Consider the following 17,077-nt stretch of genomic DNA (forward strand, 5'->3'; position numbering starts at 1 on the left):
TTGACATTGGAGAATATTTTCTCTATAATAAGCACTAGCTACCGTGGATAGGAATCCATTCACTTGATGAAGGGAGAAAACGTTCAAATGAAACCAGAAGAACAAAAAGTTTTAGGGATTTTAGCAACCATTTTTGGAGCCATCGCACTTTTAGGATCTTGGATCCCGTTTATTAACTATCTATCGTTTTTCATCGCTATTGTCGCGTTGATCTTAGGTATTATCGGACTTATTGCCAATCTCAAAAAACGGAAAACAATGGCCATTATCGGAACATCCTTGTCAATTGCTTCTATTATACTCTTCCTTACGACCCAGATGTTGTATGCTAATGTCTACAAAGAATTTGTCAGAGAGTTTAACCGTTCCTATAGAGAAGCTAGCTCCTCAATGGAACGCGACTTGACAGATGATACCATTGATTCACTCCCTGAAGAGGAGGAAGAAGACGATACCTTCACTTGGACCCAAGAACAGTTCGACGCTTTAATCGAAGGTGACCTTGATAACAAAGGAAAAGGTGGTACCAATTACAAGGATATTATCAAAAAACACGGACTACCAGACTCCGAGTTTGACTCCACTATTGGGGGATATGATACGAGAAAAATCACCTATATCTCTATTGGTGACAATATCAAGACTGTTACCTTAACTTTTGCAAAACAGGACAATGGACAGCTCTTACTAATTCATAAAATGGCTTTGGGCCTAGGAGAAAGCCAACAGCAAAGAGATTCTGGTTCCAGAATCTAATCTCAAATATAAAAAGCGAACAGCTAGCAAGTCTGTTCGCTTTTTTATTAGAATCCATCTACGTTTGTGTAGATCTTTTGGACGTCCTCATCATCTTCAAGAACGCTGTAAAGTTTTTCAAAGGTTTCAAGGTCTTCACCTGACAACTCAACTTCTGATTGAGGAATCATTTCCAGTTCAGTTACTTGGAATTCTTCGATACCAGACTCACGCAAAGCAACGATGGCCTTGTGAAGGTCAGTTGGAGCTGTGTAAACAGTGATTGTTCCTTCTTCTGCTTCTACATCATCCACATCAATGTCTGCTTCAAGCAAAAGCTCAAAGATAGCATCCGCATCATCACCAGCAAATACGATCACACCCTTGTTGTCAAAGAGGTAAGAAACAGAACCTGAAGCTCCCATGTTACCGCCATTTTTACCAAAAGCAGCACGAACGTTCGCAGCTGTACGGTTGACGTTTGAAGTCAAGGTATCCACAATCAGCATAGAACCATTTGGTCCAAATCCTTCGTAACGTCCTTCTGTAAAGGTTTCGTCTGTGTTTCCTTTTGCCTTATCGATAGCCTTATCAATAACGTGTTTTGGCACTTGCGCTTGTTTAGCACGATCGATAACGAATTTCAAAGCAGTATTTGATTCTGGATCTGGTTCCCCTTTTTTAGCTGCTACATAGATTTCTACACCAAATTTTGCATATACTTTAGAGTTAGCTCCATCTTTAGCCGTTTTCTTGGCTACGATATTGGCCCATTTACGTCCCATTAGGAATCTCCTTTTTTCACATTTTAATCTTTCTTATTATAACACAAGTCTAGCTGATTTTCACTAGAGGAAATGGATTTTCTTTTGCAAAGCAAGCTAGGCTTTGCCTCCGACTGCCACGATTTTCTTGCCTTCTTTTATCCAAGGGTGTCGGGAAAGGGAGAAGTAAAGTTGGACAGTCATCACAACCCAGAGTAGCGGTTCACAGAGAATAACACCTGTATAGCCTGTCCAAGGAATAATCCAAGCTACGAAAATAATTTTCCCAAACAATTCTATAAAGCTAGATATAAGTGGCAAAAGTTTTTGGCCTAGTCCCTGCAAACTATTTCTATAAATCAATAAAAGGCTTAAAAATGGATAGAATACCGAACTGATACGTAAGTACAAGGTCCCGTTTTCTACCAAATAGCTGTCTGTCGAACTCGCCAAGAAAGAGACTAGGCTAGGACTGGCAAAAAATAGGAAAATACAGGCAAAGGCTGCCCAAGACATACTCAAATAGCTCCCTAAACGAAGGCCTTGGACAATACGTTCGGGACGTTTCGCCCCAAAGTTTTGAGAGATAAAAGTCGTCATCGATGCTGAAATAGCCGTCATTGGCAGCAAGGCAAAGGCCATGATTCTGCGCGCTGCCGTTTGAGCACTGATAATGACTGCACCAAAACTATTGACAGAGGATTGCAAAATGACACTTCCGATAGAGACGATTGACCCCATCAGACCCATGGCTAGCCCCTGCTCCAAGAGATCAACATAGAGAGACTTATTCCATTTGAAATGTTTGAGACCCGGAAGAAGCTCTGGAACACTCTTACGAATATAAAAATAACAGAGAATAGCTGACAGACCTTGCGAGATAATAGTCGCAAGACCCGCAGACTGAACTCCCAGATGCAGTTGCGTAATAAAATACAAATCCAAGATCACATTAACGATAGCTGAGAAGATAAGAAAAGCAAGAGCCGCAAGGCTATCACCAATCGAGCGCAGTAAGCCTGCAAAAAGATTGTAAGCAAAACTAACCCCTACACAGGTAACAATCATGGAGATGTACTCGTAGGATTGAGGAAGGATTTCTACAGGTGTTTCTAGGTACTGCAAGAGTGGATAAAGACCGAAGAAACCCATCAGCATGACAAGAGCACTCAGGATGGCACCCAGAATCCAAGTTGCTGCAACAGCTTCTTTAATCTTAGCAAAATTACGAGCACCGTAGAGACGAGCGATGACAACTCCCATCCCATTTCCAACTCCGAGGGCAAAGCCGATAATCAGATCAAAAATAGCCGTCGTTGCTCCTACTGCTGCTAGGGATTCTTGTCCAAGGAACCGCCCTACAATCAAGACGTCAGCTGTATTATACAGCTGTTGGAAGATATTGGACAACAGAATTGGAAGGGCAAAACTCAAAAGTAAGGGGAGAATGGAGCCATGAATCAGGTCCACTGTTCGTTTTTTATTCATAAAGATATTATATCAGCTTTCCAGAGGACCGACAAGATTCTTTAACGAATCCTGAAATCAATTGCTTCCAGAGAGACAATTTGCTATAATCAAGAAAAGGAGGTCATTTATGAGTTTGACCAGTCAATTAATAACCGATGTGTTTCCAGATCTTGATAAAGTTGAAAAGCTAAATAACGAAGCTTTCCCCGAGGAAGAACGGGTCCCTCTTTCTGAGTTTTTGCGCTATCAGGACCGAGATGACGCCCACTTTTTTGCTTTTTATAACGAAGAAGAATTTGTTGGCTTTGCTTTTGCCATCTCCAACCAAAAGGCTTTCTATATTAGCTTTTTTGCCATCATGCCTCACTTAAGAAGTCACGGATATGGGAAGGAAATTATCGACAAACTAACTGATTTTTATCAGCGAACCATGTTGCTTGAAGTAGAGCGATTGGATGAAGAATGCGATAACTTGGAACAAAGAAAAGCTCGTATGAGCTTCTATCAACAAAATGGCTTCAAAACAGCTAACGCTTTTCTAGAGTATGATGGATTGAGTTTTGAAATTCTCTACCGCGGTGACCATTTCGACGAGGAAGCCTATCGCGACATCTTCCAAAAATTACAAGATGAACATTATTTTGACTTTCACATCAAATACAGGCGCTTTAGTGATCATTAGTTGTTTCAAGGAAGAGAAGTCTAACGAACTTTCTCACAATAAAACGCATAATATCAAGGTTCTAAATACCTGATATTATGCGTTTTTATGATTTTGAAAGCTTTCCCTAGTTTTATCTTTAATCTTCAATTTCGATTTCAAGTCCATCGCCTAGGTCAAGCGTCACTTCTTGGTTAGGTGCCAAATCTTCAGCGGCAGAAGTAGAAGTGGTTCCTTCTTCATCTTCAATCAAACCGTATTGAACACGAACCTGATGGTCGATCTCATCAAAAATCTCTGGGTGATCCGCCAAGTATTTCTTAGCATTTTCAGATCCTTGCCCGATTTTTTCACCCTTGTAAGAGTACCACGCTCCTGCTTTTTGGATGATATCGAGATCACTTGCGATCTTCAAGAGCTCACCAGTCTTAGAAATCCCTTCTCCGTACATGATTTCAACGAAGGCTTCCTTAAACGGTGGAGCTACCTTATTTTTCACGACCTTGATCTTGGTTTCCTTACCGACATTGGTATCTTTTTGGTCACCAGTTCCTTTGATTTGTGTGCTTCCACGAACATCCAAACGGACTGAAGCGTAGAATTTCAGAGCACGTCCACCAGGTGTTGTTTCTGGATTTCCAAACATAACCCCAACTTTTTCACGCAACTGGTTGATAAAGATGGCAATTGTTTTGGTTTTATTGATAGAAGCACCAAGTTTACGCATGGCCTGACTCATCATACGAGCCTGCAAACCAACGTGGCTGTCTCCAATATCCCCATCAATTTCTGCACGAGGTACAAGGGCCGCAACTGAGTCAATAACAACAAGGTCAACTGCACCTGAGTCAATCAATTTTCCAGCAATTTCAAGACCTTGCTCTCCTGAGTCTGGTTGTGACAAGAGCAATTCGTCAATGTTTACACCAAGGGCTGCAGCATAGGCTGGGTCAAGAGCATGTTCCGCATCGATAAAGGCTGCAATACCACCTTCTTTCTGTGCTTGCGCAACAGCGTGAAGGGCAACCGTTGTCTTACCAGAAGATTCTGGTCCGTAGATTTCGATGATGCGTCCCTTAGGATAACCACCTGAACCAAGAGCAATGTCAAGAGCCAAGGACCCTGAACTCATGACTTGCACTTTTTGTTCTGCGCGTTCACCCAAGCGCATGATTGATCCCTTACCGAAGTCTTTTTCAATCAATTTAAGAGCATCGTTCAAGGCTTTTTCACGATCCGCTCCAAACTTTTTTGAAATTTCATCTAATTTTTTTGGTTTTTTCGCCATTCTGTTCTCCTATATTCTACTGGTCCTTAGACCTATCTACTATTATATCAAAATTTAGTCACTTAATAAAGCCTTGCGAACTAGGTTAAAGGCATGCATAACCGCGATATGACGTACATCTGCTCGACTCCGTCCTGCGATATTAGCCTTGATCACCTCTGTCCCTTTTGCATGTGCCAGTCCAATAAAAACTGTGCCGGCTGGATGCCCCTCTAGGCTATCTGGCCCAGCTACACCTGTCAGACTGACTCCATAATCAGACTGAGTCTTGAGCCGTGCCTGTTCTGCCATTTTTCGAGCCGTAAACTCAGAAACGACCCCGTGTTCTTTTAGCTCTTGCTCGGAAATATCCAACATCTTAGACTTTTCTTCTAGGCTGTAAGTGACAAAACCGCCATTAAAGATAGCTGAAACACCTGAAAAGTCTGCTAATGTCGCTTGAAAGAGACCTGCCGTCAAGCTTTCTGCCGCAGTAATGCTTTTCTGTCTCTTCTTTAGCTCTTCTACAACGACACTCGCGAGGCTGGTTTCTTCCCCATATCCATAACAGATGTCTCGTAGAGAAATTCCCTCAAAAGTCTGGCGATCTAAGATTTGATTTTCCAAGGTGTCCAATGCTTGATCAGCCTTTTCTTGACTAACTGCTTTTGTAGACAAGCGCAAGGTCACCTCTCCCGTTTTGGCATAAGGAGCTAAGGTCGGATCTGTTTGATTGTTAATCAAATCCGCCAAAATGGTCACCAACTGACTTTCACCAATCCCAAAGAAACGGAGCACTCGTGAGTATAACTTGGTACCTGTCATTAACTTGGGTAAGAGTTGATTTAAGACCATGGGTTTCAACTCACTTGGCGGTCCTGGGAGGACCACGTAGGTCACGCCATCTACTTCCGATACCCCTCCTACCGCTAAGCCTGTCTCATTTGGCAGTGGAGTCGCCCCTTCTACAATTTGGGCTTGGCGCTCATTATTCGGTGTCCGAGCATAGTCTGGCCTTTGGGCAAAAAAGATATCTAGTTTTTCCTGGGCTTGAGGATCAAACACTAGATTTTTTCCCAAAAATTTAGCCAGAGTTTGTTTGGTTAAATCATCCTCGGTTGGTCCTAAGCCCCCTGTCAAAATCACAAGATTACTACGTTGACTCGCAATCTCAAGCAAGGACAAAAGACGAGCTTCATTGTCTCCGACAGCTGTTTGAAAATAAACATCTACCCCGATTTCGGCTAGTTTCTCTGATAAAAACTGAGCATTGGTATTGACGATCTGCCCTGTTAAAATTTCTGTTCCAACAGCAATGATTTCTGCTTTCATGTTTCCTCCTACTTATCTATTCGAATTTTTTTGAAAAAATCGCAGGAAATTTCCCACGATTTAATTCTTTGTTTTATTCTACCTCTTCGTTTGAAACACTGGTACTGGATGAAGGTGCCGTCCGACCAAAGGCTGTTTCGTACAGTACCGCATTGGTTTCCAATTCTGTCACTGGCTCTTTACCTAGTGAACTGCGCAAGAGATTTTGCATTTCGAGCATATGTTCTGAAGTGACAATCTGATAAGAAATCCCTTGTAGCTCAGCATCTTCTCCGCGCAATTGATGCGTCTCAATATTTTTGAAAGAATCTTGATAGCCGAGCAATTGTGGAATGCTCTTAGCTGATAAGTCCACATTGGTCTGCATGTTATCACTCAAAGCTTTGAGGATACCTTGATAATGGCTCACACTGTTTAGGCTCAAAACCTTCTCAACGATTTTTTGAATGACTTCACGTTGACGCTTTTGACGGCCGTAGTCTCCTTCAGGGTCTTGGTAACGCATCCGTGAATACACCAAGGCTTCCTCACCATTCAAGTTTTGTTCCCCAACACCAATGGAAATCTTATTAAACTCTTCTTGGTCAGTGATAGAAATTGGAAAACCAAGTGTATTGTTGACGGTGATCCCACCAACTGCATCCACCAATTGTTGAAGGCCTTGCATGTTGACCATTACATAGCGGTCAATGTGGATATTCATCATCTTTTGAATAGTAGAAATTGCAAGTTCCGCACCACCATTAGCATAGGCCGCATTGAGTTTGGCTTCCTGAACTTGGCCATTTTCATTCTCGATCTTAGTCAAAATATCCCGTTCCAAACTCATCATAGTGGTTTTCTTTGTTTTGGGATTAACCGTCAGGAGTATCATAGAATCACTATTCCCTGCCCACGGATCTGTACGTTCCGAATTTCCCGTATCTACCCCCATCAAGAGGATAGTCAGTGGCTCCGTCGCTTCGATAACGTTGGTTTCTTCCCCGATTTTTTTGTAAGTCTTTTTACTAAGGGTTTCTGTTCCCTGTTGGTAGATGGTATAGCCATAAACCGCTACACCTAAAACTGTTACTGCTAGGAAACCTAGAACCATTCCAATTAATTTTTTAATCATCTTGTTATTCATCTATCAATTTGCCCATCAGACAAACATCTAAAAATATCCCTTCTGCTAAATAGGCTCCTCTTTCTTGCAAGCCTTCTATGATAAATCCCATTTTTGAATAGAGGTGGATAGCAGCCTCATTTCGTTTTTGTACACTAAGTTGCAAACGGCGCAAGACACCACTGGCTTTAGCCCACTCGATGCCTTCTTCTAGAAGTATAGTCGCCAAGCCTTGGTTCCAAAATTTCTTGCGAACTGCTAGAAAAACATCTCCAATATGCCGAACTCTTAAATGTTGATCCGCTGTGATATTTAAGATACCTGCAATCTCATCATTCAGTAAGGCGAGAAGAGTAATTTGATTCTCCGATGCAGCTTGTTTTTCGATAAAAAGAGCCATTTCAGACGCTGTCATCATGATACCATTTTCATCTAGGCTAGTGAGGTCTGTCTCTTGACCGACACAATCTAAAAATGCAATCAAAGCTGTGGCATCTGAAGTCTCTGCCTCACGAATGCACAACTCATACTCCATCATGAAGCTCCTTGATGAGTTGTTCAGCCCGAGGGCCATGAGCCGTAAAATGAAGACAACGACCCTCAGCTTCTTTCAAAATTTCCAATTCCAAATAGGAATCTGGTAAATCCTCACCCAAAAGATGCCCCCACTCAATAACAGTCACACCGCCACCAAAAAGAAACTCATCCAAGTCAATAGAATCAGCGTCTCCTTCGATACGGTAGACATCCAAGTGGTAAAGTGGCAGACGCCCTTCATACTCTCTCACGATAGTATAAGTTGGACTTTTAATCATCTGACGGATATCCAAGCCCTTGGCAAGGCCTTTTGTAAAGGTTGTTTTACCCGCACCCAACTCTCCCGTCAAGATCAGAACATCGTCTTTTTGAAGCAAATGACCTAATCTTTCTCCGAGAGCTCGAAGCTCTTCTTCATTTTTTGTGTACATGTTACTATTATACCAAAAAGTTTTCTTTTGTGTGAATTTTCTTTATAGACTTACTATGCTAAATTTATAGTTCTCCTTGCCTTTCTCAGAAAAAGGTAAAAATACAAATAACAAATAAAACATCGCGAATCACATGTCCGTAAAATGAAATTTCCCTTTGCACGGATTTTGGAAAGAGGAAACGCGCACATAAAAAACCGAGACCGATATAAAGGAGAATGGAGGAGATAGTTACGGGATTTCTCAAGAAAATAATCGTGCCTAAAACGGAAATCACAACCGTTCTCTTCTTGTTGAGATGGTTGTCCATATCGCGAATATATTTATCAAAAGGTAAGAAAATCCATAGATCTACTCCCAGCAAGAAAAAGAATGAAGGCAAAAAGAGGTCAACTAGATCCTGCTGAAGCTCAGTACCAACTTGGATACTTTCTGATAAAATGAAACAGCTGGCTAAAAGATTGATGATTAAAAGAAGATTATGGATAAGCTTTACTTTCTCTGCAGAATGCAAAATACTATGACTTTTCTGACCCAAGGTATGGAAGTAATTAATCCCAGCACAAAAGCCAGAAACTCCCACTATGAGAATTAAAAAATAGACATTTCCTTCTCTTAAGGATAAAAATGATTCCTTCCACAATAAACAACTTCCAAATAAAATTTGAGCGACAGCTAATAATAATAAAACACGAATTGATTTCATCATTTCCTTTTCTTCCTCCGTATAAGAAATTATACTCTGACAGGATTAGAAAATGATAAATGACTTCCGAAATGTCACATTAGGACGCTGAACGGTACAAAAAACAGTTCCGTCATTCACAGAACTGTTCTCTTCTAATCTAATCCTTAAACCAGAGGGCGATTTCTCGTTTAGCTGACTCTTCTGAATCTGATCCATGTACGACGTTTTGAATGGCTTGATTTTCTCCTGCCGCCTTAGCAAAATCTCCCCGGATGGTCCCCGGAAGAGCCTCTTCTGGACGAGTGGCCCCCATCATGTCACGCCAGCTTTCAATTACCTTGGGACCTGAAATGATTCCCACAATTATTGGACCTGAGGTCATAAATTGGCGGATAGGAGGATAAAAACTTTTTCCAACTAAGTCGCGATAGTGTTGGTCAATCAAATCTTCTGAAACTGTTGAACGTAACTCTAATTTTTCGAGTTTGAAACCACGTCGCTCAATTCTTTTCAAAACCTCGCCAACTAGACCTCTCTTCACACCATCTGGCTTAATGATAAAGAATGTTTGTTCCATATAAATCCCCTTGTCATTTTAGTTCTTCTATTCTACCACACTTTATGAAAAAGTGGGAAAATTTTCTGAAACAAAGCAAAGAGAACCCGAAGGTTCTCTTGTTTACTTTTTATTCTACAGTTTCTTCAGATTGGATTTCCACAGTTTCATCCACTGGAGCAAGTTCTGCCTCTTCTTGTTCAGGAGCCAGATATTCTGCATCATTGATTGCCTGTGGTTCAAGATTACGGTAGCGAGCCATACCAGTACCTGCTGGGATGATCTTACCAATAATAACATTTTCCTTGAGTCCAAGGAGATGGTCTTTCTTACCACGGATGGCCGCATCTGTAAGGACACGAGTTGTTTCCTGGAAGGAAGCCGCTGACAAGAAACTGTTTGTTTCAAGTGAGGCTTTGGTAATTCCCATAAGAACTGGGCGACCAGTCGCTGGAACTCCACCTGCGATAAGGACATCTTTATTAGCATCTGTAAAATCGTTGATGTCTAAAAGGGTACCCATGAGAAGATCTGTATCACCTGGATCCATGACACGGACTTTACGGATCATTTGACGAACCATAACCTCAATGTGTTTGTCACCGATTTCTACCCCTTGGCTACGGTAAACTTTTTGGACTTCACCGAGAAGGTAAGTTTCAACTGACAAGACATCACGAACAGCAAGGAGATGTTTTGGTTGGATAGAACCCTCTGTCAATGCTGCACCACGAGAAACTTGGTCTCCAACTTCAACACGCATACGTGCTGTAAATGGAACGACGTATTCACCTTCGCCAGTTTCACCCTTAACAAAGACTTTCTTGGTACGAGTTGAAGCGTCTTCTTCGATTGCTGTAACTTGTCCTTTGACCTCTGTAATAACCGCTTCCCCTTTAGGATTGCGGGCTTCAAAGATTTCTTGGACACGAGGAAGACCCTGAGTGATATCGGTATTTGAGGCAACCCCACCCGTGTGGAAGGTACGCATTGTAAGCTGTGTACCAGGTTCCCCGATAGATTGGGCAGCGATTGTACCAACTGCTTCACCAACTTCAACCGCATCACCAGTCGCCAAGTTGATACCGTAACAGTGACGGCAAACACCATGACGAGTGTTACATGTAAATACGGAACGGATAGTCACTTCTTCCACACCAGCATTGACAATCTCGCGCGCCTTGTCTTCTGTGATTAATTCATTTGGACCAATGATCACTGCACCAGTTTCTGGGTGTTTAACAGATTTCTTAGTGTAACGACCATTGAGACGTTCTTCGAGAGACTCGATCATCTCTTTTCCTTCCGCGATAGAGCGGATCAAGAGACCACGGTCTGTTCCACAGTCGTCCTCACGGATGATAACGTCTTGGGCAACGTCAACCAAACGACGAGTCAAGTAACCTGAGTCGGCTGTCTTAAGGGCCGTATCGGTCATACCTTTACGGGCACCGTGAGTTGAGAAGAACATTTCAAGTACTGACAAACCTTCGCGGAAGTTTGAAAGAATTGGCAATTCCATGATACGTCCGTTCGGAGCAGCCATCAGACCACGCATACCGGCAAGTTGTGAGAAGTTCGAGATGTTACCACGGGCTCCTGAGTCCATCATCATAACGATTGGGTTCTTCGGATCTTGGTTATCGACCAAGCGTTTTTCCAATTTCTCACGAGCTGCACGCCATTCAGCTGTAACAGCATTGTAACGTTCATCATCAGTGATCAAACCACGACGGAACTGTTTTGTGATTTGTTCTACACGCTTATGAGATTCTTCAATAATTTCAGCCTTGTCTTCAACCACTGGGATATCAGCAATCCCCACTGTCAATCCAGCAAGTGTTGAATGATGGTAACCTAAGTCTTTCAATCGGTCCAAGAATGCAGAGGTTTCTGTTGTACGGAAACGTTTGAAAATCTCAGCGATGATATTTCCAAGGTTTTTCTTCTTGAATGGAGGATTGAGTTCAAGGTTGCGAATGGCTTCCTTGATATCACCACCTAGTGGCAAGAAGTATTTAGCTGGAAGCCCTTCTGTCAAGTTCGCATTATTTGGTTCTTGCAAGTAAGGTAGACCCTCTGGCATGATGTCGTTGAAGAGGATTTTACCAACTGTTGTCAGCAAGACCTTGTGTTTTTGCTCTTCTGTCCATGGTTTGTTGAGGCTGTCTGTCGCGATACCAACACGTGAGTGGAGGTGTACATAACCATTGCGGTAAGCCATGACAGCTTCATCACGGTCTTTGAAGACCATTCCTTCACCTTCACGACCAGCTTCTTCCATAGTTAAGTAGTAGTTACCCAAAACCATGTCCTGAGATGGAGTAACAACTGGTTTACCATCTTTCGGATTCAAGATGTGCTCTGCAGCGAGCATCAAGATACGAGCTTCTGCTTGGGCCTCTTCTGAAAGCGGTACGTGGATGGCCATTTGGTCCCCGTCAAAGTCGGCATTGTAGGCTTCACAGACAAGCGGGTGCAAACGAAGGGCCTTACCATCGATCAAGACGGGCTCGAAAGCTTGGATACCCAAACGGTGAAGGGTCGGTGCGCGGTTCAAAAGCACTGGGTGTTCTTTGATTACTTCTTCAAGGATGTCCCAGATACGCTCATCACCGCGTTCCACCAAGCGTTTAGCTGCTTTGACGTTTTGCACGATGTCGCGGGCAACGATTTCACGCATAACAAATGGTTTAAAGAGCTCGATCGCCATTTCGCGTGGCACACCACATTGGTACATCTTAAGAGTTGGACCAACGGCGATAACGGAACGTCCTGAGAAGTCAACACGTTTACCGAGCAAGTTCTGACGGAAGCGTCCTTGTTTCCCTTTGAGCATGTGGCTCAATGATTTCAGTGGACGGCTACCTGGTCCTGTAATCGGACGACCACGACGACCATTGTCAATCAAAGCATCAACCGCTTCTTGAAGCATACGCTTCTCATTTTGAACGATAATACCAGGTGCATTCAACTCAAGCAAACGAGCCAAACGGTTGTTACGGTTGATAACACGGCGGTAAAGGTCGTTCAAGTCAGATGAGGCAAAACGGCCACCATCCAACTGCAACATTGGGCGGAGATCTGGTGGAATAACTGGGAGGATGTTAAGAACCATCCATTCAGGTTTGTTCCCAGACTTGTAAAAGGCATCCAAAACATCCAAACGACGGATGGCTTTGACACGTTTTTGTCCAGTAGCTGTTTTCAACTCTTCTTTGAGTTCAGCAATTTCTTTTTCAAGATCTACTTGTTTCAACAGGTCTTGGATGGCTTCGGCACCCATCTTGGCAACGAATGATCCATAACCATACTCACGCAAGCGCTCACGGTATTCGCGCTCTGTCATGATAGACTTGTGCTCAAGTGGTGTATCCTTAGGATCAATGACCACATAAGCCGCAAAGTAGATAACTTCCTCGAGGGCACGAGGGCTCATATCAAGGGTCAAGCCCATACGGCTTGGAATCCCCTTAAAATACCAGATGTGAGATACAGGAGCTTTCAACTCGATGTGCCCCATACGCTCACGACGAACTTTTGTACGCGTTACTTCAACCCCACAACGGTCACAAACAATCCCTCTGTAACGAATGCGTTTGTACTTACCACAAGCACATTCCCAGTCTTTTGTAGGACCAAAGATGACTTCGTCAAAGAGTCCTTCACGTTCTGGTTTCAACGTACGGTAATTGATTGTTTCAGGTTTTTTGACTTCTCCATAAGACCATGAACGGACTTTGCTTGGAGAAGCTAGGGTGATTTGCATACTTTTAAAACGATTTACATCAACCACTATTTCTTCCCTTTCTATTCTAAGTGAACTGCTTATTCTTGTTCAGCAGTTTCTTCTGTTGCTTCCGCTTTTGCTTCTTTCTCAGCTTCTTCAGCTTCAAAGGCTGCTTTAGCCTCTTGAGCTGCTTTTTCGCGGGCTTTTTCAAGGTCATCTACGTGGATGACATCTTCGTCCATTCCTTCATCCAAGTCGCGAAGTTCCACTTCTTGGTCATCTTCGTCAAGGACACGCATGTCAAGACCAAGAGATTGCAATTCTTTCACAAGAACTCGGAATGATTCTGGAACACCTGGTTTTGGAATTGGTTTTCCTTTTGTAATAGCTTCATAAGCTCTCAAACGTCCGTTGATATCGTCAGATTTGTAAGTCAAGATTTCTTGAAGGACATTTGACGCACCGTAGGCTTCAAGGGCCCAAACCTCCATCTCACCGAAACGTTGTCCACCAAACTGAGCTTTACCTCCAAGTGGCTGTTGAGTAACGGTTGAGTAAGGTCCGACTGAACGCGCGTGCAATTTATCATCAACCATGTGGTGGAGTTTGATCATGTACATGACACCAACTGATACACGGTTGTCAAACGGCTCACCTGTACGTCCGTCGTATAGGATTGTCTTAGCATCGCTATCCATACCTGCTTCTTTAACAGTGTCCCAAAGGTCTTCAGAACTTGCTCCGTCAAAGACTGGTGTTGCGATGTGGATACCAAGAGTACGGGCTGCCATACCAAGGTGGAGTTCCATAACCTGACCGATATTCATACGTGATGGCACCCCAAGTGGGTTCAACATGATATCGACTGGAGTTCCGTCTGGAAGGTAAGGCATGTCTTCTACAGGGACGATACGAGAGACAACCCCTTTGTTTCCGTGACGTCCGGCCATCTTATCTCCGACCTTGATCTTACGTTTTTGAGCGATGTAGACACGAACCAGCATGTTAACTCCTGATTGCAACTCATCTCCATTTGCACGTGTAAAGATCTTAACATCACGAACGACACCATCGGCACCGTGTGGTACACGAAGAGAAGTATCACGCACTTCACGAGACTTGTCTCCGAAGATAGCGTGCAAGAGACGTTCTTCAGCTGAAAGGTCTTTTTCACCTTTAGGCGTTACTTTACCTACAAGAATATCCCCTTCTTTAACCTCGGCACCAATACGGATAATCCCCATTTCGTCAAGGTTTTTAAGGGCATCTTCACCAACGTTTGGAATCTCACGAGTAATTTCTTCAGGCCCAAGCTTTGTATCGCGCGTTTCTGATTCGTATTCTTCAAGGTGGACAGATGTGTAGACATCGTCTTTGACCAAGCGTTCGCTCATGATAACGGCATCCTCGAAGTTGTAACCTTCCCATGTCATGTAGGCAACGATTGGGTTTTGTCCAAGCGCCATTTCCCCTTTTTCCATAGAAGGTCCGTCAGCGATAAAGTCGCCTTTTTCAACGACATCCCCAACTTTAACAAGCGTGCGTTGGTTGTAGGCAGTACCTGAGTTTGAACGACGGAATTTTTGGATGTGGTAGACATCCAATGAACCATCTTCACGACGTACTTCTACCTTGTCCGCATCTGCGTAGGTAACTTTACCGTCATGCTGAGCAATAACTGCAGCTCCAGAGTCATGAGCTGCTTGGTATTCCATACCAGTACCAACGTAAGGTGCTTTTGGATCAATCAATGGCACAGCCTGACGTTGCATGTTGGCACCCATGAGGGCACGGTTGGAGTCATCGTTTTCCAAGAATGGAATACATGCAGTCGCAACGGCAACTACCTGTTTTGGTGACACATCCATGTAGTCAACCACTTCTGCTGGATACTCTTGGTTGACCCCTTGGTGACGTCCCATGACGACTTTCTCAGCAAAAGTACCATCTTCGTTCAATTTTGAATTAGCCTGTGCTACAGTAAATTCATCTTCTTCATCGGCTGTCAACCAAACGATTTCGTTTGTGACTACACCAGTTTCACGGTCAACCTTACGGTATGGTGTTTGAACAAATCCATACTTGTTCAAGTGTCCGTATGATGACAAGTTATTGATCAAACCGATGTTAGGTCCTTCAGGTGTTTCAATTGGACACATACGACCATAGTGAGTATAGTGCACGTCACGTACTTCATATCCAGCACGGTCACGAGTCAAACCACCAGGTCCTAAGGCTGACAAACGACGTTTGTGAGACAACTCAGAAAGCGGGTTGTGTTGGTCCATGAACTGGGACAATTGTGAGGAACCAAAGAATTCTTTGATCGCAGCTGTCACAGGGCGGATGTTGATAATTTGTTGCGGTGTCAAAACTTCATTATCCTGAACAGACATACGTTCACGGACATTACGTTCCATACGAGAAAGTCCAAGACGTACTTGGTTTGCAAGCAATTCACCAACTGCACGGATACGACGGTTTCCAAGGTGGTCGATATCATCCACACGTCCGATACCTTCTGCCAAGTTGAGGAAGTAGCTCATCTCTGCAAGGATATCCGCAGGAGTTACAACACGAACCTTGTCGTCTGGATTGGCATTTCCGATGATGGTTACGACACGGTCTGGGTCTGTTGGCGCAACAACCTTGAATTTTTGAAGGACAACTGGTTCTGTCAAAACAGCTGCATCGTTCGGAATATAAACGATCTTGTTCAAGTCGCCATCCAAATGACTCTCGATACTTTCAATCACACTGCGAGTCATAACGGTACCAGCTTCTACCAAGATTTCACCAGTTTCAGGGTCTACCAATGGCTCCGCAATGGTTTGGTTGAGCAAGCGTGTTTTGATGTTCAATTTTTTATTAATCTTGTATCGACCAACAGCTGCCAAATCGTAGCGACGTGGATCAAAGAAACGAGCTACAAGCAAGCTACGTGAACTTTCAGCAGTCTTAGGCTCACCTGGACGAAGGCGTTCGTAGATTTCTTTCAAGGCTTCGTCTGTACGAGAGTCCATTGGATTCTTGTGGATATCTTTTTCAACGGTGTTGCGAACCAATTCGCTGTCACCAAAGATATCAAAGATTTCATCATCACCTGAGAAACCAAGCGCACGAACCAAGGTCGTAAATGGAATCTTACGAGTACGGTCGATACGAGTATAAGCGATGTCTTTTGAGTCGCTTTCAAGTTCCAACCAAGCTCCACGGTTAGGGATAACAGTAGAACCGTAACCCACTTTACCATTCTTGTCTACTTTATCGTTAAAGTAAACACCTGGTGAGCGGACCAACTGAGAAACGATAATACGTTCACCACCATTGATGATGAAAGTACCCATTTCGGTCATGATTGGGAAATCACCAAAGAAGACTTCTTGAGTCTTGATTTCGCCTGTTTCTTTATTAATCAAGCGGAAGGTTACAAAAATGGGTGCTGAGTAGCTAGCATCGTGGATACGAGCTTCTTCGAGCGTGTATTTTGGTTCCTTGATTTCATAGCCAACAAATTCCAACTCCATTGTGTCTGTGAAGTTTGAAATTGGCAATACATCTTCAAACACTTCCTTAAGTCCGTGATCTAGGAAATCTTTGAATGAATCCGTTTGAATTTCAATCAAATTTGGTAAGTCAAGAACTTCTTTGATTCTTGAAAAACTACGACGGGTACGATGTTTCCCGTATTGAACGTCATGTCCTGCCAAGATGATTCTCCTTTGTAAATAAATTCCAAGCCTTGTCAATCAGGCTTTTCTAATCGTCATATGGTTTTTAAAACCCCTATCACCGTGTCCC

At 43.2% G+C, this 17,077-nt stretch carries 13 protein-coding genes; 2 read left to right on the plus strand and 11 right to left on the minus strand.

Features of this window, described 5'->3' with window-relative positions; genetic code table 11:
* Positions 1 to 66 precede the first annotated feature (66 nt).
* Complete coding sequence (locus tag DB729_RS02210) at positions 67 to 756, plus strand: CD20-like domain-containing protein (protein WP_084849961.1); 690 nt, start codon at positions 67 to 69, stop codon at positions 754 to 756.
* Between the two features lie 47 nt (positions 757 to 803).
* On the opposite strand, the gene DB729_RS02215 is transcribed toward DB729_RS02210, so the two are convergent.
* Together DB729_RS02215 and DB729_RS02220 are read right to left on the minus strand one after the other, a co-directional pair.
* On the minus strand, positions 804 to 1,520 hold the full coding sequence (locus DB729_RS02215) for a YebC/PmpR family DNA-binding transcriptional regulator (protein ID WP_000532898.1): 717 nt from the start codon (positions 1,518 to 1,520) through the stop codon (positions 804 to 806).
* A gap of 96 nt (positions 1,521 to 1,616) precedes the next feature.
* Positions 1,617 to 2,987 (minus strand): MATE family efflux transporter, encoded by a 1,371-nt coding sequence (locus DB729_RS02220; protein ID WP_109289625.1) that lies wholly within the window; start codon positions 2,985 to 2,987, stop codon positions 1,617 to 1,619.
* A 109-nt stretch (positions 2,988 to 3,096) separates the two neighbouring features.
* Here DB729_RS02220 and DB729_RS02225 point away from each other — a divergent pair, with 109 nt between their 5' ends.
* On the plus strand, positions 3,097 to 3,651 hold the full coding sequence (locus DB729_RS02225) for a GNAT family N-acetyltransferase (protein WP_000060287.1): 555 nt from the start codon (positions 3,097 to 3,099) through the stop codon (positions 3,649 to 3,651).
* A 118-nt stretch (positions 3,652 to 3,769) separates the two neighbouring features.
* Here the strand turns inward: DB729_RS02225 and recA are convergent, their stop codons facing one another.
* From recA to rpoB, 9 genes are all read right to left on the minus strand, one after another.
* Complete coding sequence (gene recA / locus DB729_RS02230; RefSeq protein WP_001085446.1) at positions 3,770 to 4,918, minus strand: recombinase RecA; 1,149 nt, start codon at positions 4,916 to 4,918, stop codon at positions 3,770 to 3,772.
* A 54-nt stretch (positions 4,919 to 4,972) separates the two neighbouring features.
* The gene (locus DB729_RS02235) at positions 4,973 to 6,229 is read right to left on the minus strand and encodes a competence/damage-inducible protein A (protein ID WP_109289624.1); all 1,257 of its coding nucleotides are present in this window, start codon (positions 6,227 to 6,229) and stop codon (positions 4,973 to 4,975) included.
* A gap of 73 nt (positions 6,230 to 6,302) precedes the next feature.
* Positions 6,303 to 7,343, minus strand: coding sequence for a glycopolymer--peptidoglycan transferase LytR (gene lytR, locus DB729_RS02240; protein ID WP_109289623.1), 1,041 nt, complete (start codon positions 7,341 to 7,343; stop codon positions 6,303 to 6,305).
* A 4-nt stretch (positions 7,344 to 7,347) separates the two neighbouring features.
* Positions 7,348 to 7,869 carry a GNAT family N-acetyltransferase gene (locus DB729_RS02245; RefSeq protein WP_000455522.1) on the minus strand — a complete coding sequence of 174 codons (522 nt, stop codon included), beginning with the start codon at positions 7,867 to 7,869 and terminating at the stop codon, positions 7,348 to 7,350.
* Positions 7,859 to 8,302 carry a tRNA (adenosine(37)-N6)-threonylcarbamoyltransferase complex ATPase subunit type 1 TsaE gene (gene tsaE, locus DB729_RS02250; RefSeq protein WP_000288252.1) on the minus strand — a complete coding sequence of 148 codons (444 nt, stop codon included), beginning with the start codon at positions 8,300 to 8,302 and terminating at the stop codon, positions 7,859 to 7,861. The genes DB729_RS02245 and tsaE overlap by 11 nt, the downstream gene beginning before the upstream one ends.
* An 85-nt stretch (positions 8,303 to 8,387) precedes the next feature.
* Positions 8,388 to 9,011: a hypothetical protein gene (locus DB729_RS02255; protein ID WP_000978030.1), complete on the minus strand. Its 624-nt coding sequence runs from the start codon at positions 9,009 to 9,011 to the stop codon at positions 8,388 to 8,390.
* A 136-nt stretch (positions 9,012 to 9,147) separates the two neighbouring features.
* On the minus strand, positions 9,148 to 9,567 hold the full coding sequence (ndk, locus tag DB729_RS02260; RefSeq protein WP_000438306.1) for a nucleoside-diphosphate kinase: 420 nt from the start codon (positions 9,565 to 9,567) through the stop codon (positions 9,148 to 9,150).
* Positions 9,568 to 9,676: 109 nt separating this feature from the next.
* Positions 9,677 to 13,342 (minus strand): DNA-directed RNA polymerase subunit beta', encoded by a 3,666-nt coding sequence (gene rpoC, locus DB729_RS02265; protein WP_000228779.1) that lies wholly within the window; start codon positions 13,340 to 13,342, stop codon positions 9,677 to 9,679.
* 32 nt (positions 13,343 to 13,374) lie between these two features.
* Entirely contained in the window at positions 13,375 to 16,986 is a 3,612-nt protein-coding gene (gene rpoB / locus DB729_RS02270; RefSeq protein ID WP_109289622.1) for a DNA-directed RNA polymerase subunit beta, read from the minus strand.
* Between the last annotated feature and the right edge of the window lie 91 nt (positions 16,987 to 17,077).

Source organism: Streptococcus halitosis, assembly GCF_003143695.2.
GTDB classification, from domain to species: Bacteria; Bacillota; Bacilli; order Lactobacillales; family Streptococcaceae; genus Streptococcus; species Streptococcus halitosis.